This is a genomic window from Peribacillus simplex (assembly GCF_030123325.1).
In the GTDB taxonomy this organism is placed as follows: Bacteria; Bacillota; Bacilli; order Bacillales; family DSM-1321; genus Peribacillus; species Peribacillus simplex_D.
Genome location: NZ_CP126106.1, coordinates 5,254,653 through 5,280,915 on the forward strand (window position 1 = coordinate 5,254,653; position 26,263 = coordinate 5,280,915).

Below are 26,263 nucleotides of genomic sequence, written 5' to 3' on the forward strand. Positions count from 1 at the left end.
TCCTAAAATTTTTTAATGAACGTTTTCCGTGAATGCAGGCAATTGATCTTCGTACTTAGACCAATCCTGCTGCAACTCAGTTTCCGTCAATAAGCATTGATCTAATTCAGTTTCGATTTCCTGTTGATTCATTTGAATGCCAATCATCACCAGCTCCGTCATCCTGTCACCGTATACTGCATCCCACCGTTCCAATAATTCAGGTGCCTCCTTTAAAATTTGGCGCTGTTCTTCCTCAGGGTATGCTGCAATCCATTTACCAGCTGCTTGTAAAGTTAATGACGGTCCTGCCTGCGATAGTAAACCTGCCGTATCATTTCTCGATGCCAGCCAAAGGAAGCCCTTCGCCCTCACCACTTGTACGGGCCAGTTTTCTACCCACTCCATCAGCCTCTCGGGATGAAAGGGTATTTTCCTTCTGTAAACGAAGGAAGAAATCCCGTACTCCAGGGTCTCCGGGATATGCACTTCATTCAATTCCTTTATCCAGCCAGCTCCTTGGCTTGCCTCTTCAAAATCAAATAATTGCGTATTCAATACATCCTTTAGCGGCACCTTGGAATGGTTTGTTTCGATGATCCTCGCATCCGCATTCATTTTTTGAAGAACCGCTTTCAATTCCTCAACGGCGTCAGCATCAATTAGATCGATTTTATTCAATAGGATGACATTGGCGAACTCTATCTGATCTATTAATAGATCGACCACTTCCCTGCCATCCGCAGCATCAGTTGCCTGCATCCTGTCAATGAGTGTTTCTCCTGAAGTGAAGTCTCGCCAAAAGTTATACCCATCAACAACGGTAACCATCGTATCAAGCCGGCAATATTCCGCTAAATCAATTCCCATGCTTTCATCAACATACGAGAAGGTTTGAGCTACAGGTACCGGTTCACTTATCCCAGTCGATTCAATCACGATGTAATCAATGTCCCCTTGTTTCGCCAATTTCTCCACTTCAATCATCAAATCCTCACGAAGCGTACAGCAAATGCAGCCATTCTGCATTTCCACCAGTTTTTCATCCGTCCGGGTGAACCCTCCCTGCTTGACCAGAGAAGCATCAATATTGATTTCACTCATATCATTAACGATGACGGCAACCTTCAGATCATTCCGATTTTCAAGAATATGATTCAAAAGCGTCGTCTTTCCCGCACCAAGGTATCCACTCAATACCGTAACCGGAATTTTCTTCATCTCCATCGCTTTCCACTCCTTTACCTGATACCTTCCTATAAATCAAAATCATTACGATTTAAATACCGAAGCTATCTCTCATGTAAAAACACCCTTTAATAATAAAACGTAATCATTACTATTTGCAAGTTTTTTTCGAAATTGCCTCCGAATACTTTTCCTGACAAATGTAATCACGATTGCTCCAATACTGCTCCAGGTGCAATCACGGATAAATGAAAGGAAGCCCCATCACACATAACTTCATGTGTAAAGAACCTCCATTGAGTTATATCATTTAATGTATTTTTGACAAGCTGCTGATCATCAACAATGTTTCATTTCCCAATACATTTTTCTTTTTCTTTGTTGCAAATCGAGAAAAAAATCATTCGTCACTATGCTTATTCCGCCATTTCCCACCCTGAGGATTTTACTGTCTTTTGTTCAAAAGTTTCAATTTCTCTCTGTTTCGCCAATTTAGAAGCTTGTGACACGGACCACGTTAAATTCCCAAAGGCAATCACTGTCCCGATCGAGATAACCAACACCTTTTTACAAAGTATTTTCTTCAATAGCTTCCTCCTGAGAATGTATTGGAATACTCTAAATATAAACCAACATTGTTAACCTAACATGTAGCAGATGTTAATGTACGAAATTATTTTTGGACATATGTGAACTTAAGTTTGCACACAAAAAAGCTGAGTGCATATGCAGTCAGCTTTTCATAGGTACTTCTTATTTATAAAACACTTTGTCGACGTTGTATTTAGCATGAAGCTTATTGATCATGTACGTTTCATAGATTTCACGTTCCATAGCGTCTTCGACTAAAAGAATGTCAATTTTCTTGACTTCATTACGATGCTCTTTAATCGGAGAAACATTATCCTCGAAATGCTTCTTGACCCTTGGTCTTAATTTACGGGCTTTACCGACAAAAATCAGTTCATCATTTTCATTGTAAAACAAGATGATGCCGCCTTTATCACGGGGAATCAAATGAAAATCGATAAACCCGTAAATTTCAGGAATAGCAGGTTCGTCTCCTTCTATAACTTGCTTTCTTTGTTTGATGCTTATATCCGCTGCAGGGATTTCAATTTTAATCATTACAATTCACGTCCTCTATTTGTATAAAGTGAAACGTTCAATCGGAATCGGATCTCGAGTTTCACGCCAAGCTCATCACTTCAATCTTAAAGGTAAATGGTATCATAATTATGAGTGAAAAGCCATGTATGCCTTGATCTGTTTTCTCGATTAAATATAAAGAAGAAGACTCGCTGGGAGCCTCCTTCTTTGTCGGAAATATCCGTTACCACCTGTGAGCCTTTGCATTGCTTCTTAGTATAATGTTCGTTTGTGATTCTTGCGTATGACCATTAACTTGAGATTTTGAACGCTTAGGTCTTGTCCAATTATGGTGAAACTTTTGAGAATGTGGATCTAATTGATCTTTATAGCTCATTCTGTGTCACCTCATCATTAGGATTTGGATATTCCGTTCAGTGATAGTAATCCCATCACTTGTTCTAGTATTTTATTTTTCCAAGGCATTTATACATACTCTTTAAAAAGCGAATTCAGCTGATTTGCCTTTTGCAAGGACTTTCCCTTCTTCATCCACCGCATCACTTGTCATGACGGATACGCCCTTTATGTTTCCATCATTTAGAATGAAACCGATGTTTCCGCTTTTTGAACCGTTTCCTTCTATTTCACCAGCAAGTTCTTCCAAGTAGATATCATCTTCCCATGTCAGATGTTCTCCTCTATCCGTTTCAAGGAAGGCAACTGGGGAAAACATGATTTTTTTATCCGTATTATTTTTGATTTCCACGTTCATTTTTACGATATCGAAATCTTCATCATGCGTATAGCCGTGGAAGAAATCAATCATGCTGTAATCCGGAGTGGCATGCATCACTTTCATTTCTTTGACTTTAACCTCGATAGGGCCAACATTCAATGTTTCATTCACTTTTTTATAGGCCTTCAAAGTTAATTCGCCCTTTGCATCGGAAACGTTCTGACCGATCTGGTTCAATTTTATATCATCAGGAAGCTGTGGATTCGGAACATAGACATCCTTTTTTACCAGTGGCCGGGCAACTTCCTCTGTTTTTTCTTTAGCGGTCGTTTCTTCTTTGTAAGCTGGTTGGGTATTAAGAGCACCAAATGCCGTTAATAACAGGGCACCAATCATCAGTCTTTTCATCGAATCCCTCCCTGAAGTGTTTTTACTTCTTTAATAGATCAAAGATGATTTTGGCTTGATCCGTGTTATCGACCTGCCCTGCAAAACGTTCTTTATATGGTCCATATGCGTAGACCGGAACATCTTCACCTGTATGTCCCCCGGTAGTCCATGCAGTATTGGTCCGATTGTCGAATATGGCTTCGATGGCGTTATCGATGTTCGTCACATTTTTTGATTTGGCAGCTTCTGTTACCGTTTTGATTTCACCGTCAGTTAGTTTCACTTCATTTTGATCAATATATTGCTTTAATGTCTTTTCAACATCGGCCCCTTTTACGATGGCATCCGCCATGAAGTCAGGGGTGCGTTTGGCTGCCTTGATCGGTTCACCATACCAGTTATATATTCCTTTTGCCCCGATCGAGAATCCTCCTGTAGAGTGATCCGCAGTAGCCACAACTAAAGTATGTTTGTCTTTCATCGCAAATTCAATGGCCGCTTTATATGCTTTTTCAAAGTCTTCCATTTCACTCATTGCCCCTACGATATCATTATCATGTCCGGCCCAATCGACCTGGCTTCCCTCGACCATCAGGAAGAATCCATCTTTGTCTTTATTCAAGCGCTGGATCGCCGAACTTGTCATGTCTGACAAAGAAGGCGTTTCACTTGGGCGGTCAATCATTTTCGGGAGTCCTTCAGAAGCGAATAAACCAAGTACCTGTTCATTTTTGTCCTTAAGCATTTGATTTTTATCAGTCACATAACTGTAACCGTCTTTTTCGAAGGCTTTCGCCAAATTGACATCAGGCCGGACAAAATTTGACTTTCCACCGCCCAATAGGACGTCAATTTTATGTTTGCCCTTGACTAATTCATTATAATAATCGTCTGCGATTGAATTCATGTTTTTCCGATTTTCATCATGGGCGCCAAAAGATGCAGGTGTAGCATGAGTGATTTCTGAAGTGGCAACCAATCCTGTCGCTTTTCCTTTTTCCTTTGCTGCTTCCAATACGGTTTTGACTTCAGATTTATCGTTATCCACTGCAATAGCAGCGTTATAAGTCTTCACTCCGGCAGACATTGCCGTTGCGGCAGAAGCTGAATCCGTTATATTTTGTGCAGAGTCTTCTGGGTAAGTCATCTGCTGGCCAACCAAGTATTTATCAAACTCTGTCCGTTCTGCCACCTTCGTACCAGGGTTATCTTTTAAATACCGGTAAGCGGAGGTATAGGAAACACCCATGCCGTCACCGATCAGGAATATCACGTTCTTGATTTCCGGGTCTTTTTTTGTCTTATCCTTTGCCGAAACACGATCCGCTGCGGACCATGATAGACCTCCAAATGCTAATGCTGAAGCCAGTGTGATGGGCAATACCTTTTTACTCCATGTGCGATTCAAATGAATAGCCTCCCTTTAATTTTTTCTATTTAATTAAACTATAGGTGAAGAAGATGAACCCAATGTCAAGGCTATGTAAAAATGCAGCAGGATAATTGTTAAGACAAGGTAAAGGGACATGACGCGGAATGGCATGCCACTTTTATGCGGGTTGTTGGTTGTTCAGGAAAATCACCAGTAGTGGGGCCATTTTACAGGGGTTGGATGAGTGAAAAGATTTAGTTAACACGAGCGAGGGTAAGTGATCTTTTTTTATTCGATGTCTTCAAAACAGGGTGAATTGTGAGGAATTTGAAAGTGCTAAAAAATCAGTAGAGAAAAGAAAATAAAGCACCCTATCACTATCAGGATGCTTAAGAGTCAGACTGTAGACAAATTCTCAGTTCGGGATGAGACCAGCCTACAGTTTTTCTTTTAAAAGATATTCAATTTGGTTGGAAAGGTTGTTCAAGACTCCTGCTTAGAAATGCGGGTCCAAGGGGAATCCCACACGCAAAGGGCACCGAGGGCGGACCTCCCGCGGAAAGCGAGTGCCTGAATGGAAATCAATTTTGGTTAAAGAAATCCGCTCCCTTTCCGCCCCCCTTTGTCGACAAACTGAAGCTTTCTACCCAAAGGGCTTTTTAAACGATTACTTCTCTACAACTAAACATTCCAGAGCACGGGCCGCATTCACTCTCGCCAATTCGATTGAATCGGCAGACGACAGGGCGACTGCGACCCTTCTACCTGCCTTTGTAACAGGTTTTCCGAAAAGGCGCACTTGTGTATTAGGTAGAGCCAAAGCCTGTTCAACACCGACTATAGAATATTCCGATAACTCATCCTGCGCTTTTAATGGACGGCTGGCACCTGGACTGATCAGCGTGATTTCCGGGATGGGAAATCCTAGAACCGCCCGAATATGCAGGGCAAACTCCGACAGATTCTGAGTCACTAAAGTCACTAGCCCCGTATCATGCGGACGAGGGGAAACTTCACTGAAATAGACTTTATCCCCTGAAAGGAAAAGCTCAACCCCGAATAATCCGTACCCCCCAAGTTCATCCGTAATGGCATGCGCAATTCTTTTCGCTTCCATTATTTGTTCTCCTGTCATATCATGCGGCTGCCAGGATTCAATATAATCCCCGCCCTGCTGAATGTGACCGATGGGGGCACAAAACATGGTACCATTTATGGCCCGGACAGTAAGCAACGTGATTTCCGAATCAAAACGGATAAACTCTTCAATGATCACCCGTCCATTTTGAACCCGGCCGCCTTCCATCGCAATCCTCCAGCAATCCTCCAGGTCACCTTCCGTGCGGCACACACTTTGCCCTTTACCTGAGGAACTCATCAGCGGTTTTACCACATTGGGAAATCCAACTTCCTTGGCAGCTTGGACAAATTCTTCATATGTATCTGCGAATTTGTAGGCTGCGGTCGGAATCTCCAGGGTTTCAGAAGCCAATCTCCTGATTCCTTCACGATCCATAGTCAATTTAGCCGCTCTTGCCGTCGGAATGACATGAAAGCCTTCCTCTTCCAATTTGATTAATTCAGATGTAGCGATGGCTTCGATTTCCGGTACAATTAAATCGGGTTGTTCTTTTTCCACAATTCCCCTTAATTGTTCCGCATCCAGCATATCGATCACATAACTGCGATGAGCGACTTGCATGGCAGGTGCATGTTCATAGCGGTCTACAGCAACGGTCTCCACACCAAGTCGCTGTGCTTCAATTATGACCTCTTTCCCCAATTCACCCGAGCCCAATAATAAAATCTTTTTCGATTTATACATTCAGTCTCTCCTCCTCCATATCCTCAAAATCATTATATACGAACTATAAACGAATAAACATAAATATTTATTCGTATTTTCATTTAAATTGCATCAAAAACAATAAACAAAATTATTCATTTAAGTTTTTTTAAATACACACTTGACAAGTAGGAATAATAAGTTTTATGCTGGATGAAAATATATAAGCTGACCAGTTCACTGGAGGCTCCCTATTCAGCATGAGTAGGGAGCCTTTTCGTTTTTATCAATAAGGGAGGAAAAACACTATGCAAAAGGAATCAGTAAGGCCCATTTTCCCTATTTTGAATGAGAAGAAAAATGGCCGCCTTGAGGATATGAAGTACATCAATCTGCCTGACAGATTATTTTTTGAATGGTGCCGGCAGCAATATGACCTGAATAGAGGGGTTTACAATGCAATCGATAATTGGTTCTATCAATATGGCATTGACCATATACTTTACCGAAGGATCAACCTTTTAGCCTTTTTGGAATTTGCTGCACCCCCGGCACAAGAGGCCGGAAAGACAAAGTTCATTAAATTCGGCAGTGGCGGACTATCAAAAAAGTTGCAGGAGTTCATTGCAGATTAACCTGAATCTTATTGGGCCCTTATCAGTAATACGCCCATTATCCACCTACTGGTAAGGGACACTTATGCGAATGTCGAAATTTGCATTACGATTATTTTTGAAAATGTAAGCGCTTTCTATTATAATGAAATTAGGTTGGATGGCATGCGTGGCCGTCACAGTATCTGGCGTAGGTGGGGCCGATACTAAAGTTAAGGAAGTTAAACTTCTTACCGTAAAACGATTAGAATTCCTTTTGGTAAGGGCTGCAATATTACTGGGACATGGAGAATGTCCGTTAATTTCAGGCTTAAAAGCGTGTCAATCATGCAATCGATAAGTAAAGCATGACTTTACTTATTTTTTGCAGCAGCCCTCATCGTTTCAAGTCTAATAGTTTATAAGACTAAAAAGCTCTTCCCCATGGTAACGGAGTTGAGCTTTTTCATTTGGTCAAAATTCACATATATAACCCTGCCAAGAAAATCCCAAGCGACTTCTGATAAATCTCATCGAACTGTGATATAGGGAGGGGATTCGTTCCTTTGCCCAGCTCCACGGTAAACCCCGGCCTGCGCCAATCCTGAATGAACCAATCCTTATACCCTGCGTAACTATTGGCTGATTTGACAGGCTCATATCCACTGACCCTCGCAAACTCATTGACTATCGTTTCCGACTCGGGCGGTTCCAAACCTTCAAAGCCCCAATAAATGACCTCTCCTTGGGTATGGAACGCAAGGACTTTGCCAAAATCACGTTTTCTTGTCAACTCTGACATTGCAATGGCTTCTGGCTGTGTAAGCGGCCCTTCCCCGGGATAATTTGCCGGACCTGGCTCCGTTACATTATTGCGTTCTTTTTCCAGTTCCCATTTGGCGGGAAACTGATCATTCAGATCCACTCCGTTAATATTTGCTTTCCAGCCAGAGAAGTCTTCGCTTCCATTATTCCATTCCACGAGCCGTCGTCTCAATGACTCATCTGCAGGCGGCCCTTTTAGAACCAACTCCACTCCGTCCGGATTCACCATTGGGACGATCGACAGCATCGTCTGTTGATAAAAGGGAAACAGAGATAGACCGCGGATGTCGGCCTGATTCGTGATTGCGAGTAAATAATCATTTAAAAAGGTCATGATCACAGGCGTCGTTATCCACTCATTCGCATGAAAGGAACCATTATAGTGAACTCGTTTGTTGCCATTACCAATCAGCACTTCGGGGATATCCCTTTCAAGCACAGAATCACCGATCGGGGAGGTTTTAATAAATGGATAGATAGTTTTCAAACGTCTTACATCGGTCATCATCGTCTCATAATCATATTCCCGGTTTCCTTGAATTAGCCTCCACGTAATCCTTAATGGCACAGAAATTGTCTGACCAACTTGCAGGGCGTTCGGGTTGAGATTGGGATTAACCAAAAATAGGGCATCCAATGAAAGATGACGTGACCTGGCAATTGCCCATAACGAATCACCTTGTTTAATGTTATAACCGGTCGTCGTAAAGCCAGGAATTTTGATTTGTTGGCCAATCATAAGTGCAAGTGGATCGATTCCACTATTGGAATCAATGATAAGTTGGTAATTCACCTTGAATAATTGGCTATAATACCACAAGGAATCATTTTGCCGCACAAAAACGTCCATACTGCACCTCCTCTTAACCAAATGTATGCTGATTCGATTTAATAATTGCTTTGACATTCTGCTCCTGACTGAAATCTTCGAGCATCTTGCTTGTCATCAATTAAGAGCAGGCCAAGCTTTTAAGTGAGAGCAGGAACTTTTGTAAAATATCTGGTTTCTGGTAAATTGGACTGCCTTTTACTAGTCATAAATTCCACCCTTTATCGATAATTTAAGTAACTGGCACCCAATTAATCTGACCGCATGACTTCCTTACAAACATTTATAACTATATATTCTTACCGATCTTGTCGGGTGTCATTTATATAACGGAGCCCTCCATAAAACAAACAAAGCAGGCACCCATTCATGAATGGATGCCTGTCTTCATTTAATAGATTGAGAGTCCCATATTTTACGCTTCTTGCGGTACTGGCAAACCTAAACCTTCGGCTATGCGCGTTCCGTATTCCGGATCGGCTTTGTAAAAATGACCGATTTGACGAATCTTGATTTCTTCCAATTCCACAGGTTTCATTGCGCCCACGATCGTGTCAACAAGTCGAGTTTTCTCTTCGGCACTCAGTAGACGGTATAAGTCACCTGCTTGAGTGTAGTGATCATCACTATTATGACCAACTTGTGCAGCTTTCCCAGTCACCTCGAAAGGAGTGACTTTATTTTCCGTTGTTTCGGCAGGGCCGCCAAAACTATTCGGCTCATAATAAACAGATCCCTTGCCATTGTCATCAGCACGCATGAAGCCATCACGTTGATAGTTGTTCGCCTCCACTTTCGGACGGTTCACCGGAAGCTGGTTATGATTTGAGCCCACACGGTAACGGTGTGCATCTCCATATGCGAATAGACGTCCTTGAAGCATCTTGTCTGGGGAAGCTTCAATTCCCGGTACGAATGTTCCTGGTGAGAACGTGGCTTGCTCTACTTCAGCAAAATAGTTTTCAGGATTTCTGTTCAATACCATACGGCCAAGCTCGATCAGCGGATAATCTTTTTGAGACCATACCTTCGTCACATCGAATGGATCGAAACGGTATGTATCCGCATCTTCCAGAGGCATGATCTGAACATATAATTTCCATGCAGGGAAGTCCCCTTTTTCAATGGCATTGAAAAGATCTTCCGTATGGTAATCAGGGTTTTCACCTGCTAATTTTGCAGCTAGATCCACATCAAGGTTTTTGATGCCCTGTTCTGTTTTGAAGTGGTATTTCACCCAAACGCCATTTCCTTCGGCATTCACCCATTTAAATGTGTGGCTTCCGAAACCATGTGTATGACGAAGTGTAGCAGGAATGCCCCGATCGGACATCAGGATCGTCACTTGGTGCAGAGATTCTGGTGAATGTGACCAGAAATCCCAAACAGCCGTAGGGTTTTTCAAATGGGTTCTAGGATCTCTCTTTTGTGTATGGATGAAGTCAGGGAACTTAATCGCATCGCGAATAAAGAATACAGGAGTATTATTACCGACGATATCGTAGTTTCCTTCTTCCGTGTAGAATTTAACAGCAAATCCACGCGGGTCACGGACTGTATCAGCAGAACCCAATTCACCTGCAACTGTGGAGAAACGGATAAAAAGATCTGTCTTCTTGCCCACACCATTGAAAAGTTTAGCTTTCGTGTACTGAGAAAGGTCGTTCGTTACTTCGAAAGTTCCGAAAGCACCGGCACCCTTCGCATGAACTACACGTTCAGGCACACGTTCACGGTTGAAATGGGCTAGTTTTTCCAATAAGTGTACATCTTGAATGAGTACCGGGCCGCGTTCGCCAGCAGTAATCGAGTTTTGATTATCTCCTACTGGAGCTCCCCAGCTTGTAGTAAGGTTTTTCTTATTCGACATAATTGAACCACCTTTTCATTAATATTTATGTATATAATGATAAAGCTTATCAGAAAAAAATCAATACTTATTTATAATAATTTTAATATAATAATCAATTCATTATTTTTCTGTTGATGATATGACCTCACGTCCAACCATAATATGGTAAATGCAGAATGTATACACGTTGACGGAACAACTTAAAGGCATAATCGAATTCCTAATAATGGTATACGACCCTTATAACCAATATTCCTTCATGACAAGTGATTTTATCATTTCCCCTACCAATGGGATAGTAATCGAGAATGATAACGAATATATGAATACTTTGCGCTACTTTACCTATTTCCTTCTATTTATCTTATAACAAACCGAACTGTTCTCCTGTGACTTTATTCACTTCATCAGGCTTTATTTACATGACGAATGAAGGAGGAGGCATAGAAGCTGAATTTTTCATTGCATTGTGAACCTTAACTTCAGCAGAACTCTTCATAAACAGACTGAAACAAAAGGCCTTCACCCTTATTTCACTGGAGAAATTGTAAACATACTGGTTTGTGTTCGTATAGAAAATAAGATACTATTACGTTAAAATGACCGTCCAATAAGAGTAAGGGTGATATATATGAATGAGCGCAAACAACTGGTAGTTAAATATGCACACCAATTATTTATTGAAAAGGGTTATCAAGCCACTTCCATTCAGGATATTTTAGATTATAGCGGCATTTCAAAAGGAACATTTTATAACTATTTTTCTTCTAAAAGCGAATTGCTTAAGGCAGTCTTCCTGACTTCGCAAGAAAAATTACAAAAAGAGCGGAATGAATTGCTGATTGGGCAAAACCTTGCAGATATTGAAATATTCATTAAACAATCCGAATTACAAATGCACTCCAACCAAAGCAATAAAATCTTTTTCTTATATGAAGAAGTAATGATTTCAAATGACACCGAACTTAAGAACTTCATCACGCATGCTAAATTCCAGCATATCCATTGGCTATCAAAACGGTTTCTGGACATTTTCGGTGCTGATAAAAAACCTTATATTTTGGACTGTGCCATTATCTACTCGGGGATGATGCATCAAACGATTCATTTTAATGCCTTGGCTAAAGAGCCCGATTTCAACCCTACTGAAATTATCCGTTATTGTGTCGATAGGATTAAATCGATTTTTGAAGATGTCAGCTCGTCAAAAGCACAGCTTTTGGAACCCGATCTCATCAAGCAATGGCTGCCAGAGTGCTTCCATACACAACAGGATTTTCATACAGCACTCCTGCACTCTGCAAACGACCTAAAAAAGATGATCCTGAGGCTATGCCAAGATGATGAAGCAGAGCGGGTCAAAAACTTGAAATTGATTCACTTTATCCAAGAGGAATTATTACAAAACGTTGAACCGCGGATCTTTCTCATCGAAAGTGCCCTGCTTTCCTTAAACACCAACCCGAAATTGAAAAACACATTGGAATTAAGTGAATTCGAAAAAATCATTGCCAACAACTAAATAGAACCTACTGGGTCGCATTTTGCAGACAAAATGGGGTTCTTACGGCGGAAAGGGAGCGGGTTTCTGAAAACGAATGGACCTTTTTAAATGAAAAAACTGTCGAACGTTGTTTTTAAAAAGACTTGCTTATCCTTCATGGTTTACTTTTTATATCGGATGGAACCTATATAGGATGGAAGAAAGTTGCGACACTCCTGCCGAATAACTGGCTAGCCAAGACCCCACAGGCGCTTGCGCCGAGGAGGCTTGACAGACAGTCGGCGGAAAGGAAGCGGATTTCTGAAATCAACTGGACTTTTTTAAAAAAAGACTATCGAACGGTGTTTTTAAAAGACTTGCTTATCCTTCATGATTTACTTTTTATATCGGATGGAACCTATATAGGATGGAAGAAAGTTGCGACACTCCTGCCGAATAACTGGCTAGCTGAGACCCCACAGGCGCTTGCGCCGAGGAGGCTTGGCAGACAGTCGGCGGAAAGGGAGCGGGTTTCTGAAATCAACTGGACCTTTTTTTAGTAAAAAGGTCCTTTCGATTCTGGGGGAATACATATCGTATTCCTCTTTTTTTTGTGACAATTCAGCAAACATATAACTGAAATTCATGAAATTTTAGTATAATGACATATAGAAAGTGTCTTCAGGAGGAGTTATTCATGAACATTATAATGCGTTTTCTTATCAACGGGCTGGTATTGCTCGTTATTGACTGGCTTCTCGACTCCATCACGATTAAATCTTACGGAACAGCCTTGCTGGCGGTTTTTATATTATCGATCATGAACTTGCTGGTTAAACCCATTCTCCTGCTTATCACATTGCCGATCACCATCCTGACGTTCGGGTTATTTTCTTTCATTATCAATGCCTTCACATTCCAAATCACTTCCTATGCCGTCAGTGGCTTTGTAATAAATTCTTTTTGGGGAGCTTTAATCGGATCATTGTTATTGAGTTTCATTCAAAGTCTTCTTATAAAACAGAGTAAAAAAAACCTTCAGTAGCATGCTGTTGGTTAAAACTGTAGACAAACTCGACTTCACCGAGTTTGTCTACAGTTTTTTTTAGGATCTACATACTGAAACAGAAAATCCGATTCCTGACGGTTTTTCGTATCATCTTCATTTCCATAACAGCCTTCGATATTTCCCGGGCTATTCCCCTAAATTCCGCTAAGCTTCACTAGCTGTTTTCTCTCATTTTTGACAATACTTTTCCCCATGACGTTACATAAAATATCGACTTCCGTGGAAATCAGTATCAAACGATTCATGGAATCTACCAGAGTGGTATGAACAGGATCCTTTAGATGCCCGTTCCTTGTTTTGGGCCAGCTTATCCATTATTAAAAGTCTAAATTTTTAGAAAAATCACATAATTATACTTTGTTTGAATAGCATTCTATTTGTTTTGAAAGATTATAAATACGATGAGAATAGATTGAATCACTTTGTAGTAAGCGTTTTCATTTTTTACTTTACATTCTTCCTATTAAAATATATTATTTAGTTGTAATATTATGTGAAAAATCAATAAATTATATGTATTCTCCTCTACTAGTGATAAAATGCTAGATAGAGAAAATTAAACTCCAACATAGAAAAGGGGAAAATTATGCAAAACTCCAAAGAATCTCAACTGCATAGAGGTTTGGAAGAAAGGCATATCGCATTAATGTCTCTTGGCGCAGCCATTGGAGTCGGTTTATTTCTCGGCTCGGCATCTGCGATAAAATTAGCCGGCCCAGCCATCATCATTGCCTACGCCATTGGCGGGCTTATGATCTATCTTATCATGCGTGCACTTGGGGAAATGGCGATTAAAAATCCTGTCGCTGGCTCTTTCAGTCGCTATGCTAGCGAATTTGTCGGTCCTCTTGCCGGATATATAACCGGATGGAATTACTGGTTCGTTTGGATTGCCACCTGTATGGCTGAAATTACGGCAGTCGGAATCTATATGCAATTTTGGTTCCCTGATACCCCGCAATGGGCTTGGGCGTTAGCCGCTCTTGCCATCATGACGACGATTAACTTTCTTGCAGTAAAAGCATATGGTGAATTGGAGTTTTGGTTCGCCTTAGTGAAAATCATTACGATCATCCTTATGATCGTCCTTGGCTTCGGAATGATCATCTTCGGACTGGGGAACGGCGGAATCGCGGTCGGATTCGGCAACCTGGTTGGACATGGAGGGTTTTTCCCTAATGGGATTTCCGGTGTCATCCTCTCTTTCCAAATGGTCATGTTCGCCTATTTGGGAATTGAAATGCTTGGAGTAACCGCAGGTGAAGTTAAAAATCCTGAAAAATCTTTAAAAAGAGCCATCGATACCGTTTTTTATCGGATTTTACTTTTTTACGTTTTAGCTCTGACAGTCATTTTATCGATCACTCCATGGGATGAAATGAATGGAGAAAACAGCCCATTCGTTATGATGTTTGATAAAATCGGTATACCAGGTGCAGCAGGAATCATTCAGTTTGTCGTACTGACAGCAGCCCTTTCATCTTGTAACAGCGGGATCTTCAGTACAGGAAGAATGTTATTCAACCTGGCGCAGCAAGGTGAATCACCAAAAAGTTTCGAACGTACTACAAAGTCAGGCGTTCCTGGCGTTGCCATCATCGTTTCGGCTGTCGTGCTTCTTTTCGGTGTTTACCTTAACTACATGGAAGCCGATAAAGTTTTCACTTACGTCACAAGTGTCGCTACATTCGGTGCCCTCTGGACATGGGGAACCATACTTGTCACACAGATCATGTCTAGACGGAAATTGAGTCAGGGAGAAAAGCAAGGCTTGTCTTACAAAATGCCGCTTTTCCCATTCACTTCTTATTTCACTTTAGCCTTTTTAGTATTCGTAATGGTCGTACTCGGTTTTTCAGCAGATACAAGAATCGCTCTAATCGTTGGTCCGATTTGGATCTTACTGTTGGTAGCCCTGTATTATGTGACTGGCTTGCATAAACGGAATAGATAAATGTCAGAGGGTGCCCAATCTAATTGGCACCCTCTATTTCTGACTTTCACCCTTTACCCCTTCTTTTGAACACCCAATGGACCACAGCACCCGCTCCGCCTAAAATAATGAGGATAGGCAAGTTTCCTATTATGAAAACAATGATTCCTGAACCCGCTTTAAGTAATAGATTCGCACTCGTTGCAAGTTGTTTCTTCGTTCTCTCCCATGTATTCAATTCCTTATTATCAATGCCCGGCACAACTATCCGGTCCTGTGATAACGTAATGGTGACCGTCGAATATGAGGTTTGGTTTTCAAGATACTTCATTTGCCCGGTCAACTGTTCTATTTCTTCTTGCACCATGGCAAGATCGGATGATATTTTCAGTAAATCTTCCGTCTTCTCAGCGTCCTTCATGAATGCAAGTAACCTTTCCTCTACTGCCCTCTTTGATTTCAATCTTGCTTTTAGATCTACATATTGCTCGGTTACATCCTGTCCTGTCACATTCCTTCCGACCACTTCCGAAGCCTCGCCCTCGCTATCGGCTAGAAAATCCTGAAAATGGGATTCAGGGACCCGAACAGTGATCGATCCTTCCACCAGTTCTTCTTCTTCCCTGTATACATTGGACTCGACTACATATCCGCCATATTCAGCCACCTTATTCTCAATCTTCATTTGTGCTTTTTCAAGGTTCTTCACCTTCAACTCAAGCTGGGCTTGATGGATGACTTTTCTTTCATCCGTCATCCCTTCCTTTTCCGCTGCTTCTTCCTGCACCTTATTCCCGGAAATTGAAGCGTCCATTTTACTGTCCGCCGTTTCATCCTCTGCTTTAGATGCTGAATCTTCCTTTTCATTACTGCTGCATCCAGCAAGTAAAAGTAACAAACAGAACATAAGCATCATTGTTTTACGGTTCATCGGTATTCCCCCTTTTCTTAATAGTACCGACGTATAATCTGGAAGAAAGTTACACTTGGTCATTAAAGGACATGTTTTATTTTCATATGAAAAGGTAAAGGTATAAGAGCATCCAAAAATAAAGAAAGAAGTGGATCCATTATGAACTACGGAAAATTCGCTAAAAGATTATTGGTGCCTGTGGTCGGAGGTTCACTTGTGGGTATATTCGCCACAAGGAATTCAAAAGAAATTTATGATAAACTCAAGAAGCCTTCATTTGCGCCCCCTTCCTGGCCTTTCCCCGTTGCTTGGACAAGCCTTTATACGATTATGGGAATAGCGAAATATCGCATTGCATCCAAAGAAAAAGAATCGAAGTCCGCTGAACGCCTCTAAGATACCCAACTAGGGTTGAATTTCTTATGGTCTTTTTTATTCTTCAAATGGGGATTGCGCGGAACGGCCTTTATTGAAATGGCTGTACTGCTGACCCTTATTACTTTAACGGCATTCGAGTTTTATAGAATAGACCGTGCATCCGGTTTAGCGATGATTCCCTATATAGCATGGGTCACCTTCGCATTGGGATTGAACTTTTCCATTTTCAGAAACAATTAATCACATGAAGAAGCGCCCCTTGTATTAAGGGGCGCTCTATTTTAGAGTTTCACGAGTAAATGCCGAGAACTCACGAGTAAATATTCAATTTTCACGAGTAAACCCGCTAAACTCACGAGTAAATGCTCAATTTTCACGAGTAAACCTCAGTTAATTATTGATATTCGTAATCCTGCCTTCAATTTCAGCCGTGATCTTCCCGCCTTTAAAGGTTTCTTTCACATAGTTAACGAATGCTTCCAGGTCAGCATTTCCAAACACACGCTCTTTTCCTTTCAGGACGGTATAGTTATCACCGCCGCTAGCCATGAAATCATTGACGGCCACCGTATATGTTTCGGTATCCTTGATCGGTGTTCCGTCGGCTTCCTTCAATAAGGTGACACGTTCCATGACAGGTTTACTGAAGTCGGCTGTATAGCTCAGTCCAGAAATTTGCAAGGTTTTCGGAGATCCTTCGACTACCCATTGCTGTTGAAGCAGCGTTTTCACTTCTGCTCCAGTCAGTTCCAGCTTGACCAATACGTTTCCGAACGGCTGGATTTTCGCTAAATCGGAAAAAGTGACTCCCCCCTTTGGAATATCTGCACGAATTCCACCTGGGTTCATGAAGGCAAAATCGGAGTTCAAATCCGCCTTCATCGAATCGGCAATTAAATTCCCAAGGCCCGTTTCCTGTGTATAGGCATTGGTTCTTAAAATTTTCTCATCCGTTGTCCCAAGCGGGGCCTTCAACTCGGGGAACATGTCTAGGTAGTCGTTAATGAATTTCGTCGTCCCGGCATCAGGTGTGATGCCATCTTGCGTAACCGTAACAATCTCAGCTGACCTTTTGACGATATCCTTTGTGTTTGGATCGATTTCCAAATCCACATCTTCAAAAGCCGTTCCATAAGAGTAAGCTTGTACAATCAGTTTATCATCCACATAGTTGTTGACCTTTGCATGATTATCTCCGGCTAAGATCACATCTACTTCATCATCCACGGCATTAGCAAGATCAGCTACTTCGCCTGTGATGACCCCTTCCTTTTCCGTGCCTGGGTCATGTGAGATCACCACGATCGATTTGACGCCTTTATCCTTCAACTCTTTAACCGCCTTATTTACGGCAGGTGCCTGTTCTATGAATTCCACATTCTTAATGCCATCCGGACTTACTTTTTGGGGTGTGGCATTCGTGACTACACCGATGAATCCAATATCAACCCCGCCGACCTTGTTTATGACGTAAGGGTCCAATATCGGTTTTTTCGTGTCTTTATATACGACATTGGCCACTACATACGGAAAGTTCAATTTATCGAATACCACATCGGATGTTGGCGACTTTCCGCCATTGATTTGAGCCATCAAGGTTTCTACCCCTTTGTCGAATTCATGGTTCCCGACAGTTCCGACATCGAATTTCATATGATTCAAAAACTGGAGCGTCGGTTTGTCCTGGATCAAAGAAGAAACGGGTGCACTTGCCCCAACAGCATCCCCTGCCGATAGTAAAAGTGTATTTTCAGGGTTTTCAGCTTTACGCTGCTTCAAGTGCGCAGCTAAATAATCAGCACGCCCTTGCTTGATACCGCCAAAATCGGAGGTGGTATCAAGCTGGCCGTGAAGATCATTGATCCCGAGCAGTTGCACCTTGACGTTTTCTTTCCCCAAATTGAATTTGTAAATGCCAAAGCCTTTATCATCCTTTTTGCCTGTATAGGAAATCGCGCTGTCTTCATTTAAATATTCCGCACCTTTTGGTGATGAGGTGAAGGTAACGTTCACCTTGCCTGAAATCGGGGCGATCGACCAGTTATTATCAGCGGTTGGATTGATTTCACTCTCTTGTGTGATATAATCCATCAAGATCTGGCGATTTTCATCCGCAGAGTCAACTACATATTCGCTGCCCTTGACGCCCGGGAAGTTCCCCCCGCCAGAAGCACGGTAATTATTCGTCACGACGATGAAATCTTGATTCGGGTCCACTGGTTCACCATTATATTTCAAATCTGCAATCCTGCTGGAATCCGACACTTTTATCCCTTTTTCATCATAGCGCGGAGCCTTGGTGACATCGATTTGGTACGTGACACCGTCAATCACATCAAAATTATAGACGGCAAATTTTCCATTAAGCAGCTCCTGTTCCTCGGACTTTGCAGGATCGATTGTATTATATTTCCCGGCAGACATCTCAAGCCACTCTTTAACCACGGACCCTTTAATCTTGATTGCCTTCAAGGTATTATCGTATAAATATAAATCACCTGCGCTGCGAATGGTCAGTCCGCCTTCCTTGATTTCGGTGAATTCCTCGACTCCATTGCGACCCGCTTTGAACGGGGCTCCTACAGAGAGAATGGGCAAGTCTTTGTATTCAGGGCGGTTGCTTTGGATGTATTTCTCTACATACCATTTCTGTGCGCTCGTCACGACCTGTACGGAAGGATCATCTTGCACAAGGGCGAAATAACTATGAATTGGAGCTGTAGTCGTTCCAATTGGCGTGTTAACATACTTGATCGTTCCTTCGTGATCCTTCTTCACGGCTTTGACGACAGACGCATCTTCAGCTGCTTTTTTTCCTGTTATTTTGTCGTTGATTACCCGTGTTGATGAAGCGGAATTGATGACTTTCCATTTTCCCTTGATATTTTGGATATCAAGATCGATGATCCCGAGATTACTGCCGCCATATCCTGCTTGAACGGCTGGTACACCATTGATGGTACCCTTTTCATTATCCACGCCTTTAAGGATTTTTCCTTGGCCATCTTTGAATAGGCTGTCTAAAGAAGCCTCATCTTGTGCTGGAAAGACTTTATGCGTATGGGAGAACGTGATGGCATCGATGCCGGATACCTTGCTTAATGAATAGATGACATCCTCGGTATTGTTGATATCGCCATTAAACCCGGAATGTGTGAGCGCCACGATGACATCCGCGCCCTTTTTCTTCATTTCAGGTACATATTTATTCGCTGTCATGACGATTTCCTTTGCAATGACCTTACCGTCAAGATTCGCTTTATCCCAATCCATGATTTGCGGAGGGGCAAATCCAATGTAGCCAATTTTCACTGATTTTTCTTTACCATTGATGTCTTTCACTTTCTTCGTGATGATTTTATATGGAGTATATTTATTTTTATCATTCTTTGGATTATTGTCTTTATCTTTTTTATAAACATTTGCATTGACGTAAGGGAAGTTCGCATCGTTGATGGCCTCGTCCAAATAAGATAAACCATAATTGAATTCATGATTTCCGAATGTGGCAACATCATAGTCTAGCAAGTTCATCGCTTTATAGACGGGATGGACTTCACCTTTTTTCAGTGGCGCTATTTTCGCTTTGTACGTACCTAGCGGGGTCCCTTGAATAAGGTCGCCGTTATCCACTAGAACACTATTTTTCACTTCTTTTCGTGCCTGTTTGATTAAAGTTGCTGTGCGGGAAAAGCCGACCGAGTCCGATACGGCATCCTTATAATAATCATAGCTCACCAGATTAGTGTGTATATCCGTCGTTTCCATGATCCTTAGTTCAAATGGTGCATCCGAAACGGAGGCTGCCAGCCTGTTGCCGAAGTTACTAGTATTGCCGTTATACTTGGAGACAACCGATACTTTGACCCAATAACCCGATTTGTACGAATTGAAGTACGCGGAGAACTTTTGGGCCGATTTAATATCCGCCTCAATGGCTGACTGTGAAATGACCTTCGTCCCATTCATCAATTGGAAGACAACGGTTTCATTTCCTTTGTTCCCTTTTTTCGGTGTGACCGTTACAGTCGCTTTTGTGCCCTTTGCGTAATTAACAGTAGGAGCTGTAATGATAAATGGTTCAGTCGTGACAGGTTTCTTAGTGGACTCTTTGGCGGATGTCTCCCCTGGTACGGTAAATGGGGCTGATACCAAACTCACAGCAAGAATCGGGGCAAGCATCTTATTAACATGCATCTTGAACGACATACTTCACAACCCTTCTATTTTTTGTAAAATGCTAGAATAATATATCATGATTTTGTCGAATAAACGCCAAAATTTACCGTAATATTACGAATCTTGAATAAATGGTACTTTTTAACCATTCCCATTCAGAGCCCATAGCTCGTTATACCTTCAATTATGTATATAATCATCATCGAATCCCATTGAATCCTTAGGGAGAAAGTTCCCTATCAATAAAACCCAGATAGATCTCAAAGGTAAGTTTCTTAGACTCTATACTTCAATGAAACAACCTGGGAATTCCTTTCGAAATAAAAAACTGGTAATGCAGGTTGCATTACCAGTTTTAAAGTTTGAGGCCTATAAAGCCCGATTTATTAAACTGGCTGATACCGGTTCGATGCCCATCTCCCTCGACCAGATGGATAGCTGGCCTATATGGTGAATTTCGTGCGCTATAATATGGCGCAGTATCATGCCTTTTTCGTATGTCCCCTCCATCCAAGATGGCTGTATCATTCCTTGCTCATCTTCAATGGAATGGGAATTCAAATAGTCCATGACCTCAGAATGATAACGGATGGATAGATCCTCCACTTTTTCAATCGTATCATAGGTGTCCAAATCGACCGCTACATCAGGCTTTCCTTGTATCGCCTTGATCCAGCTGCATTCGACATCGATAATATGGGCAAGTGTCCTCAATATATTGCCCATCCCTCCTGTTCGCTGCCGTTTCAGTTCCTCACTCGGTAAATCCCGGCACCATTTGAACCACTCACTTCGCACCTGCCAGTTATAAATGAATAATGTCAGCATCATCCCAGCCCCTAACTTTTTGCCGTCCCTTTGTATTGATAATAATCCTGTCTTTGAATGGTTTTGAATCCACAAGATTCATAGAGTCTTAATGCATGCTCATTAGTCGCCTCGACCTCGAGAAAAATATCATATCCCAGCTGGCATTGTTCGGCTACGACCTTTTTCAATGCCTTTCTTCCAAGTCCTTTTCCCTGGTATTTTGGCAAAATGGAAAATCCATAAATCCATGCTTCACGGCCTGAGTGATCAACACGAATCTTACCGACTGCAAGGCCATCCTTTTCAATCATCATGGTTTTCAGAGTATCCTCATATAGGATGCGCTGATAATAATCCTTCGCTTCTTGTTTCGTAAATTGGAAACATTGAATATCCAGCTGAATTTCCGTTGCCTCATCTTCTCTCCGTGAAGGGCGAACGACTGCATCACCATAATCGTCAAGTTCCGTTTCGGACCACTTCATTTGAAACTCAGAAAAAGCGAATTCACATGGAAGCTGTTTCAAAAATCCTGTCCCTGAATGGGATTGAGCAGGTGAGTTCAAGAGAATCAACTTATAGTTGCGCTCCGCTGCACTCCTTATAGCCTCTTCCAGAAGCGTTGTAAAAATGTTTTGCCTCCGGTAATCAGGATGCACCATCCCGCACATCTCCGCTTTGTTTCCAAAATCGTAAAGACCAATGAAACCAATAAGCTTCGATCCATCATAGTGAAAAAAGTCATTCTTATGCACACCATTTCGACTGCGAAGCGTTTCCCAGTTCAGCTTTAAAGTAAAACCTTCCCGTTCACATTCTTGCTGTAGGATTCGAATATCTTCTAGCTGTTTATCCTTCAAATTCTCCACCCCTTTTCCATATTATCAGTTTATTACCAAAAAATAAGAAAAGCAGCACCCTTTTACTTGGATGCCGCATACTATTCATAAGTTTATTGATGAATGTTGTTTTTTTAAAAGTATTTTCACTTTATTCCATAAAACTAAAATCGTACGAGGGGAGGATTTCCTATCTAATTCCATTGTCGGATGAATTATAGTAGTAAAATGATTCCAAATGACGATTATTTTTTACCTATTTTGTGCTATATTCCAAATAATGGTTTACCATTATTTTACTTGAATGTAAAGGAGGGATTTAACTAAGGCTTGATTTTCAGAGTACCCATTTCTTTATACCCGAATTCCGGACCCTTTTTAGAATAGAATCCGAAATTCGGTGTTTATCACCTGGCACATTACGTCCTGAGGTTATCGTTTTTTTGTTTTATGAGCGGACTTTTTTAAGTTCTCTACGTCCGTTGTCAGTTCTTTTAATTGTTTACCGAAGCGGAAGAGCAAAAACATAGAAACGACGAATGGATAGCCAAATTCGCTAACTAATGAAACCCACATAGTAGCATCCTCAATCATCATCCTCTTCACCCCTTTTCTTGTATCTGATATCTAAAGTGAAACTTGTCAAAAAAAATCAATCTAGCACTATTGATTTATGGAAAAAAGAACGAATGTTCCTATATAATTGATTTATTCCCCTTGTCTATCACTTTATTAATAAAAGGAGGGATAACAATGAACCACTTAACTTCTCATTTTTTTTCTCATTCATTGGAGTTTCTGCAGCAACAGTACTCATCTTTCTTTGCACAGCCGATTATTCAGTTATTTTTACAGAACCCAGAGCATTTAAAGATTTTCACTGAAACTCTTGATTCCCCTTCTTCCCACAACATTGATCATCTCAACGAGACTTTCAAAATTTTCTATTACCGGGCTAAAGTATACAAATACATGTGCTCCTTAATTTACTTTTTCTCTGTTGATTTTGATAAAAGGGCACGGAAGCAGCGGGAACGCTATCGAATGGTACTTGATGCGACACCAATGGATACTGGCGGATTGTTCGATCGCATCGGCACATTGGACGTTCAACTTGAAAAGATGGGGGAAACGAACGAACTCGCTTCACACATAAGTGATGAAGAGATGATAAAAGCCTTGAAGACGTTAACAGCCAAACAAAACTTGGTGCTGACCATGATCTTTTCCTACGGCCTATCCAACAAGGAAATTGCTGCTTATTTCCGTGAGTCGCCGCAAAATATCTCAAGCATCCGTAAACAAGCTTTAAAAAAACTTCGAAAGCACTATATGGATGAGGTATATGTTAGAAAGGAGAAAAGCCATTGTGGATAAAAAACTGTCAAAAGAAGAATTGTTGGATCTCATAGACTCTTTGAATCCTAAAATAAAAAAATCGTTAAAAAACACGAACTATCAAGACCGGAATGATCTGGAGCAAGAAATTAAACTCAAGATCATTGAATCATATGAAAAAATCGCAGCAATCGAGGCCCCTAATTTCGAGGAGTTTCTTGCAGAATTCTTCACTAAGCAAAAACAATGAAAAAGTACCAAGTCCAGAGCAAGGATGCTGGGCTTGGTACTTTTTTTTCTGGATATCAGTATGATGGTTTCAATGTCAGCTTATCCCCTTTTGGATCGTCCATTGTGGTTTTGTGATAAGTACCTTCTGCCCAATCATCAAGCTGATCGTGGTACCACTCACTTTTTACGTTACCTGATTGACCAGGGCCAACTAGGTGATATCCTTGATTCATGTCGGATAGGTCGATGACGAATCTCCAGGAGCCACCGTGATTAACGGTTCCATCATCTAAAAATGCCGCTGCCTGTACGGTGACACCGCTACCGCCTAGCGGTATTCCGCCGCCGCTGTTAAATAAATAATTTAACGGGACGACACTCGATAGCGGGTGGTTAAACCTGACCTGATGATAGTCTCCCCATTCCCAATCGGCTATATCGTCACCTTGTGATTCTTCAAGTTCCATTAACGTCATATGTAACGACTTGGCAAGCACCTGCTCAAGTCCGCCTGCCTCTTCAATCCAAGGGCCCGGCTTACCGTCCAGTGCCCGCCTTAATAGTTCATCAACGGCCGATCGCCTTCCATTAAAGAGGTTAAGGGTTTCCTCCGGTATTTCTTCCGTAAGCAGAACATCCCCTATTTTTTTCATCCAGACATTAAAAATCATCGGTGCCGCTTCATCAACGGAATCAATATGATTCCATTTCTTCAGAATCGTAAGTGCCTGGTCTTCCTGTTTCCCCCATGGACCCTTCAATACATCCAAGAATTGAGGAACAAACTCCTTGGCTTGCAAATTCACCTTATCCATCTGCAGGCTTTGCATATCCTCGGCAGTAAGCTTTTTGTTGGCTTTTAAAAACTCCTGTATCCTCATCTGACGGTACGGCTGTGCCCAGTTATTGCTGATGTGGTAAGGATAATCATCCGAGATGACTTTATTATTCGCCGTCGAAATGAATCCCTCTTCCGGATTCACCGTTTTTGGAAGTTCATCAAAGGGAATAAAGCCTTCCCACTCAAATTCATCCGTCCAGCCAGGTACAGGCAGCATACTATCGCCTTTTTTCCGGATTGGGATTTTCCCATTCGCCTTATAGGCAATGGTCCCATCGGCTGAGGCAAAGACGAAATTCTGTGCCGGCGTTTCGAATTTCAAGAGGGCCTTTTCGAATTCTTTCCAGCTTCCCGCTTTATTCATATTCAGTACCGCTTCAAGCTCGGCGGATGGATCAAGTGCCGTCCACCTTAATGCAAGCACGGTATCTTTTCCGCTTTTCCCGGCAAACTCGGAGACCACAGGTCCATGGCGGGTAACCGTCACTTGATAATCAAGTGTTTCACCATCCTTCACCTTGATGGGTTCGTCCAAGATATCAGCTTTTTCCCATTTGCCCTTGTAGGAGAATTCTTTCTCGTTTTCCGGGTTTCTCCTCTCGATATACAGATCCTGAACATCCGGGCCGGTATTGGTCACACCCCAAGCGACCTTTTCGTTATGACCTAGTATGATTCCCGGAATCCCGGCAAAAATGACACCGCTCACATTGACTGACGGGGCCTCCAAATGCATTTGATACCAAACGGACGGTGTAGCCAATCCCAGATGGGGATCATCCGCCAATAATGGCTGACCGGAATCCGTTTTCTTGCCTGAAACGACCCAGTTATTGCTGCCGTTGAATTCATAAGGAATAACGGCCCCGGCAAAACTTTTTTCAATATCCAGTTCTTCCTTGCTGATGATATATGCGGCGCTGTTTGGATAATCAGGAAATAAATCATATGCTTTTTCCTTTGGGAACGTTTGCAGCAAATACTGCCTAAACGCCTGATCCTCCCAGTTCCCGCCTAAATCAAAGGCCATATATTTACCGATGGTCAGCGAATCGACGGGTGTCCAAGGCTCTGGTTCGTATCCAAGCAGGGTGAACTCCGCCGGCCATTTTCCATTCTCCTTCAATTCATCGATATAAAGATTTACTCCCTCGGCAAACACATCCAAGGCTTCTTTCCCGTCACTTGAATATGCTGCATAAGAGGCTTCAGCCGCCCGCCTCAAGCCAAGTGTGCGGAAATACTTATCATTTTTGACGGTTTTCTCACCAATCACTTCACTCAATCTTCCTGATGCCTGACGCCTGCTTAAATCCATTTGGAATAAGCGGTCCTGTGCTTGGATATACCCTTGGGCTAAATACAGATCATGTTCATTCGCTGCGTTGATATGCGGGACTCCACTTGAATCCCTCACCACCGTAACCGGTTTCAAAAGACCTGGAAGCGATATTTCCCCCTTTGTTTCCGGCAAGGATCTTGAAAGAAATACATTTGCAGCAATCAAAACGGACAGCAAAAGAATAATCAGGATACCAAAACTCCAGAGCGCACGCTTTCTCCACTTCCGTTTTGGCTTTTGCTGAGGTATGGCAACTTCCATCGCT

General features: G+C 41.9%; 22 protein-coding genes and 1 pseudogene. 8 read left to right on the forward strand and 15 right to left on the reverse strand.

Annotation, left to right across the window (positions count from 1 at the left end; translation table 11 throughout):
* Positions 1–12: 12 nt before the first annotated feature.
* The 7 genes from QNH43_RS25035 to purT all read right to left on the reverse strand — a co-directional run bounded on the left by QNH43_RS25035 (position 13) and on the right by purT (position 6,582).
* Positions 13–1,206 carry a GTP-binding protein gene (locus QNH43_RS25035; RefSeq protein WP_283916125.1) on the reverse strand — a complete coding sequence of 398 codons (1,194 nt, stop codon included), beginning with the start codon at positions 1,204–1,206 and terminating at the stop codon, positions 13–15.
* 377 nt (positions 1,207–1,583) lie between these two features.
* The gene (locus tag QNH43_RS25040; RefSeq protein WP_181762212.1) at positions 1,584–1,754 is read right to left on the reverse strand and encodes a hypothetical protein; all 171 of its coding nucleotides are present in this window, start codon (positions 1,752–1,754) and stop codon (positions 1,584–1,586) included.
* 166 nt (positions 1,755–1,920) lie between these two features.
* Positions 1,921–2,301: a nucleotide excision repair endonuclease gene (locus QNH43_RS25045; protein ID WP_283918449.1), complete on the reverse strand. Its 381-nt coding sequence runs from the start codon at positions 2,299–2,301 to the stop codon at positions 1,921–1,923.
* A 199-nt stretch (positions 2,302–2,500) separates the two neighbouring features.
* The gene (locus QNH43_RS25050; RefSeq protein WP_072272311.1) at positions 2,501–2,653 is read right to left on the reverse strand and encodes a YpzG family protein; all 153 of its coding nucleotides are present in this window, start codon (positions 2,651–2,653) and stop codon (positions 2,501–2,503) included.
* 102 nt (positions 2,654–2,755) lie between these two features.
* The gene (locus QNH43_RS25055; RefSeq protein WP_283916126.1) at positions 2,756–3,403 is read right to left on the reverse strand and encodes a DUF4352 domain-containing protein; all 648 of its coding nucleotides are present in this window, start codon (positions 3,401–3,403) and stop codon (positions 2,756–2,758) included.
* A 22-nt stretch (positions 3,404–3,425) separates the two neighbouring features.
* Positions 3,426–4,793, reverse strand: coding sequence for an alkaline phosphatase (locus QNH43_RS25060; protein ID WP_283916127.1), 1,368 nt, complete (start codon positions 4,791–4,793; stop codon positions 3,426–3,428).
* Between the two features lie 631 nt (positions 4,794–5,424).
* Positions 5,425–6,582, reverse strand: a complete 1,158-nt coding sequence (gene purT / locus QNH43_RS25065; protein WP_283916128.1) for a phosphoribosylglycinamide formyltransferase 2 — start codon at positions 6,580–6,582, stop codon at positions 5,425–5,427.
* Between the two features lie 269 nt (positions 6,583–6,851).
* On the opposite strand from purT, the gene QNH43_RS25070 reads away from it, so the two are divergent.
* Positions 6,852–7,178 carry a hypothetical protein gene (locus QNH43_RS25070; protein ID WP_283916129.1) on the forward strand — a complete coding sequence of 109 codons (327 nt, stop codon included), beginning with the start codon at positions 6,852–6,854 and terminating at the stop codon, positions 7,176–7,178.
* Between the two features lie 439 nt (positions 7,179–7,617).
* On the opposite strand, the gene QNH43_RS25075 is transcribed toward QNH43_RS25070, so the two are convergent.
* Positions 7,618–8,811: a M14 family metallopeptidase gene (locus tag QNH43_RS25075; protein ID WP_283916130.1), complete on the reverse strand. Its 1,194-nt coding sequence runs from the start codon at positions 8,809–8,811 to the stop codon at positions 7,618–7,620.
* A gap of 394 nt (positions 8,812–9,205) precedes the next feature.
* A complete protein-coding gene (gene katA / locus QNH43_RS25080; RefSeq protein ID WP_283916131.1) occupies positions 9,206–10,660 on the reverse strand; it encodes a catalase KatA in 1,455 nt (484 codons plus the stop codon).
* Positions 10,661–11,273: 613 nt separating this feature from the next.
* Between katA and QNH43_RS25085 the strand changes: the two genes are divergently transcribed.
* From QNH43_RS25085 to QNH43_RS25100, 4 genes are all read left to right on the forward strand, one after another.
* The gene (locus tag QNH43_RS25085; protein WP_076368076.1) at positions 11,274–12,164 is read left to right on the forward strand and encodes a TetR/AcrR family transcriptional regulator; all 891 of its coding nucleotides are present in this window, start codon (positions 11,274–11,276) and stop codon (positions 12,162–12,164) included.
* Between the two features lie 125 nt (positions 12,165–12,289).
* Positions 12,290–12,685 carry a hypothetical protein gene (locus QNH43_RS25090; protein ID WP_283916132.1) on the forward strand — a complete coding sequence of 132 codons (396 nt, stop codon included), beginning with the start codon at positions 12,290–12,292 and terminating at the stop codon, positions 12,683–12,685.
* Positions 12,686–12,822: 137 nt separating this feature from the next.
* Complete coding sequence (locus QNH43_RS25095) at positions 12,823–13,170, forward strand: phage holin family protein (protein ID WP_283916133.1); 348 nt, start codon at positions 12,823–12,825, stop codon at positions 13,168–13,170.
* Between the two features lie 610 nt (positions 13,171–13,780).
* Complete coding sequence (locus QNH43_RS25100) at positions 13,781–15,148, forward strand: amino acid permease (RefSeq protein ID WP_076368080.1); 1,368 nt, start codon at positions 13,781–13,783, stop codon at positions 15,146–15,148.
* A 46-nt stretch (positions 15,149–15,194) separates the two neighbouring features.
* Here the strand turns inward: QNH43_RS25100 and QNH43_RS25105 are convergent, their stop codons facing one another.
* Entirely contained in the window at positions 15,195–16,058 is an 864-nt protein-coding gene (locus tag QNH43_RS25105) for a DUF4349 domain-containing protein (RefSeq protein ID WP_283916134.1), read from the reverse strand.
* Positions 16,059–16,199: 141 nt separating this feature from the next.
* Between QNH43_RS25105 and QNH43_RS25110 the strand changes: the two are divergent.
* Positions 16,200–16,658, forward strand: a pseudogene (locus tag QNH43_RS25110) (TspO/MBR family protein).
* 150 nt (positions 16,659–16,808) lie between these two features.
* Here QNH43_RS25110 and QNH43_RS25115 read toward each other — a convergent pair.
* From QNH43_RS25115 to QNH43_RS25130, 4 genes are all read right to left on the reverse strand, one after another.
* The gene (locus QNH43_RS25115) at positions 16,809–20,627 is read right to left on the reverse strand and encodes a bifunctional 2',3'-cyclic-nucleotide 2'-phosphodiesterase/3'-nucleotidase (RefSeq protein WP_283916135.1); all 3,819 of its coding nucleotides are present in this window, start codon (positions 20,625–20,627) and stop codon (positions 16,809–16,811) included.
* Between the two features lie 339 nt (positions 20,628–20,966).
* Positions 20,967–21,425: a DinB family protein gene (locus QNH43_RS25120; RefSeq protein ID WP_283916136.1), complete on the reverse strand. Its 459-nt coding sequence runs from the start codon at positions 21,423–21,425 to the stop codon at positions 20,967–20,969.
* Between the two features lie 11 nt (positions 21,426–21,436).
* Complete coding sequence (locus tag QNH43_RS25125) at positions 21,437–22,267, reverse strand: GNAT family N-acetyltransferase (RefSeq protein WP_283916137.1); 831 nt, start codon at positions 22,265–22,267, stop codon at positions 21,437–21,439.
* Between the two features lie 411 nt (positions 22,268–22,678).
* Positions 22,679–22,843 carry a YvrJ family protein gene (locus QNH43_RS25130; protein ID WP_081088496.1) on the reverse strand — a complete coding sequence of 55 codons (165 nt, stop codon included), beginning with the start codon at positions 22,841–22,843 and terminating at the stop codon, positions 22,679–22,681.
* 156 nt (positions 22,844–22,999) lie between these two features.
* Between QNH43_RS25130 and QNH43_RS25135 the strand changes: the two genes are divergently transcribed.
* Both QNH43_RS25135 and QNH43_RS25140 read left to right on the forward strand, forming a co-directional pair.
* Positions 23,000–23,623, forward strand: a complete 624-nt coding sequence (locus tag QNH43_RS25135) for a sigma-70 family RNA polymerase sigma factor (RefSeq protein ID WP_283916138.1) — start codon at positions 23,000–23,002, stop codon at positions 23,621–23,623.
* Entirely contained in the window at positions 23,616–23,834 is a 219-nt protein-coding gene (locus QNH43_RS25140) for a hypothetical protein (protein WP_081395591.1), read from the forward strand. Before QNH43_RS25135 ends, QNH43_RS25140 begins: the two co-directional genes overlap by 8 nt.
* Positions 23,835–23,889: 55 nt before the next feature.
* Here the strand turns inward: QNH43_RS25140 and QNH43_RS25145 are convergent, their stop codons facing one another.
* Positions 23,890–26,259, reverse strand: a complete 2,370-nt coding sequence (locus QNH43_RS25145; protein WP_283918450.1) for a penicillin acylase family protein — start codon at positions 26,257–26,259, stop codon at positions 23,890–23,892.
* Positions 26,260–26,263 lie beyond the last annotated feature (4 nt).

Coding starts and splice junctions, on each gene's coding strand:
- QNH43_RS25055 (WP_283916126.1), bottom strand. CDS start 3,403: ATGAAAAGACTGATGATTGGTGCCCTGTTATTAACGGCATTTGGTGCT.
- QNH43_RS25145 (WP_283918450.1), bottom strand. CDS start 26,259: ATGGAAGTTGCCATACCTCAGCAAAAGCCAAAACGGAAGTGGAGAAAG.
- QNH43_RS25115 (WP_283916135.1), bottom strand. CDS start 20,627: ATGTCGTTCAAGATGCATGTTAATAAGATGCTTGCCCCGATTCTTGCT.
- QNH43_RS25035 (WP_283916125.1), bottom strand. CDS start 1,206: ATGGAGATGAAGAAAATTCCGGTTACGGTATTGAGTGGATACCTTGGT.
- QNH43_RS25075 (WP_283916130.1), bottom strand. CDS start 8,811: ATGGACGTTTTTGTGCGGCAAAATGATTCCTTGTGGTATTATAGCCAA.
- QNH43_RS25120 (WP_283916136.1), bottom strand. CDS start 21,425: ATGCTGACATTATTCATTTATAACTGGCAGGTGCGAAGTGAGTGGTTC.
- QNH43_RS25135 (WP_283916138.1), top strand. CDS start 23,000: ATGAACCACTTAACTTCTCATTTTTTTTCTCATTCATTGGAGTTTCTG.
- QNH43_RS25130 (WP_081088496.1), bottom strand. CDS start 22,843: ATGATGATTGAGGATGCTACTATGTGGGTTTCATTAGTTAGCGAATTT.
- QNH43_RS25100 (WP_076368080.1), top strand. CDS start 13,781: ATGCAAAACTCCAAAGAATCTCAACTGCATAGAGGTTTGGAAGAAAGG.
- purT (WP_283916128.1), bottom strand. CDS start 6,582: ATGTATAAATCGAAAAAGATTTTATTATTGGGCTCGGGTGAATTGGGG.
- QNH43_RS25095 (WP_283916133.1), top strand. CDS start 12,823: ATGAACATTATAATGCGTTTTCTTATCAACGGGCTGGTATTGCTCGTT.
- QNH43_RS25085 (WP_076368076.1), top strand. CDS start 11,274: ATGAATGAGCGCAAACAACTGGTAGTTAAATATGCACACCAATTATTT.
- QNH43_RS25070 (WP_283916129.1), top strand. CDS start 6,852: ATGCAAAAGGAATCAGTAAGGCCCATTTTCCCTATTTTGAATGAGAAG.
- katA (WP_283916131.1), bottom strand. CDS start 10,660: ATGTCGAATAAGAAAAACCTTACTACAAGCTGGGGAGCTCCAGTAGGA.
- QNH43_RS25105 (WP_283916134.1), bottom strand. CDS start 16,058: ATGAACCGTAAAACAATGATGCTTATGTTCTGTTTGTTACTTTTACTT.
- QNH43_RS25050 (WP_072272311.1), bottom strand. CDS start 2,653: ATGAGCTATAAAGATCAATTAGATCCACATTCTCAAAAGTTTCACCAT.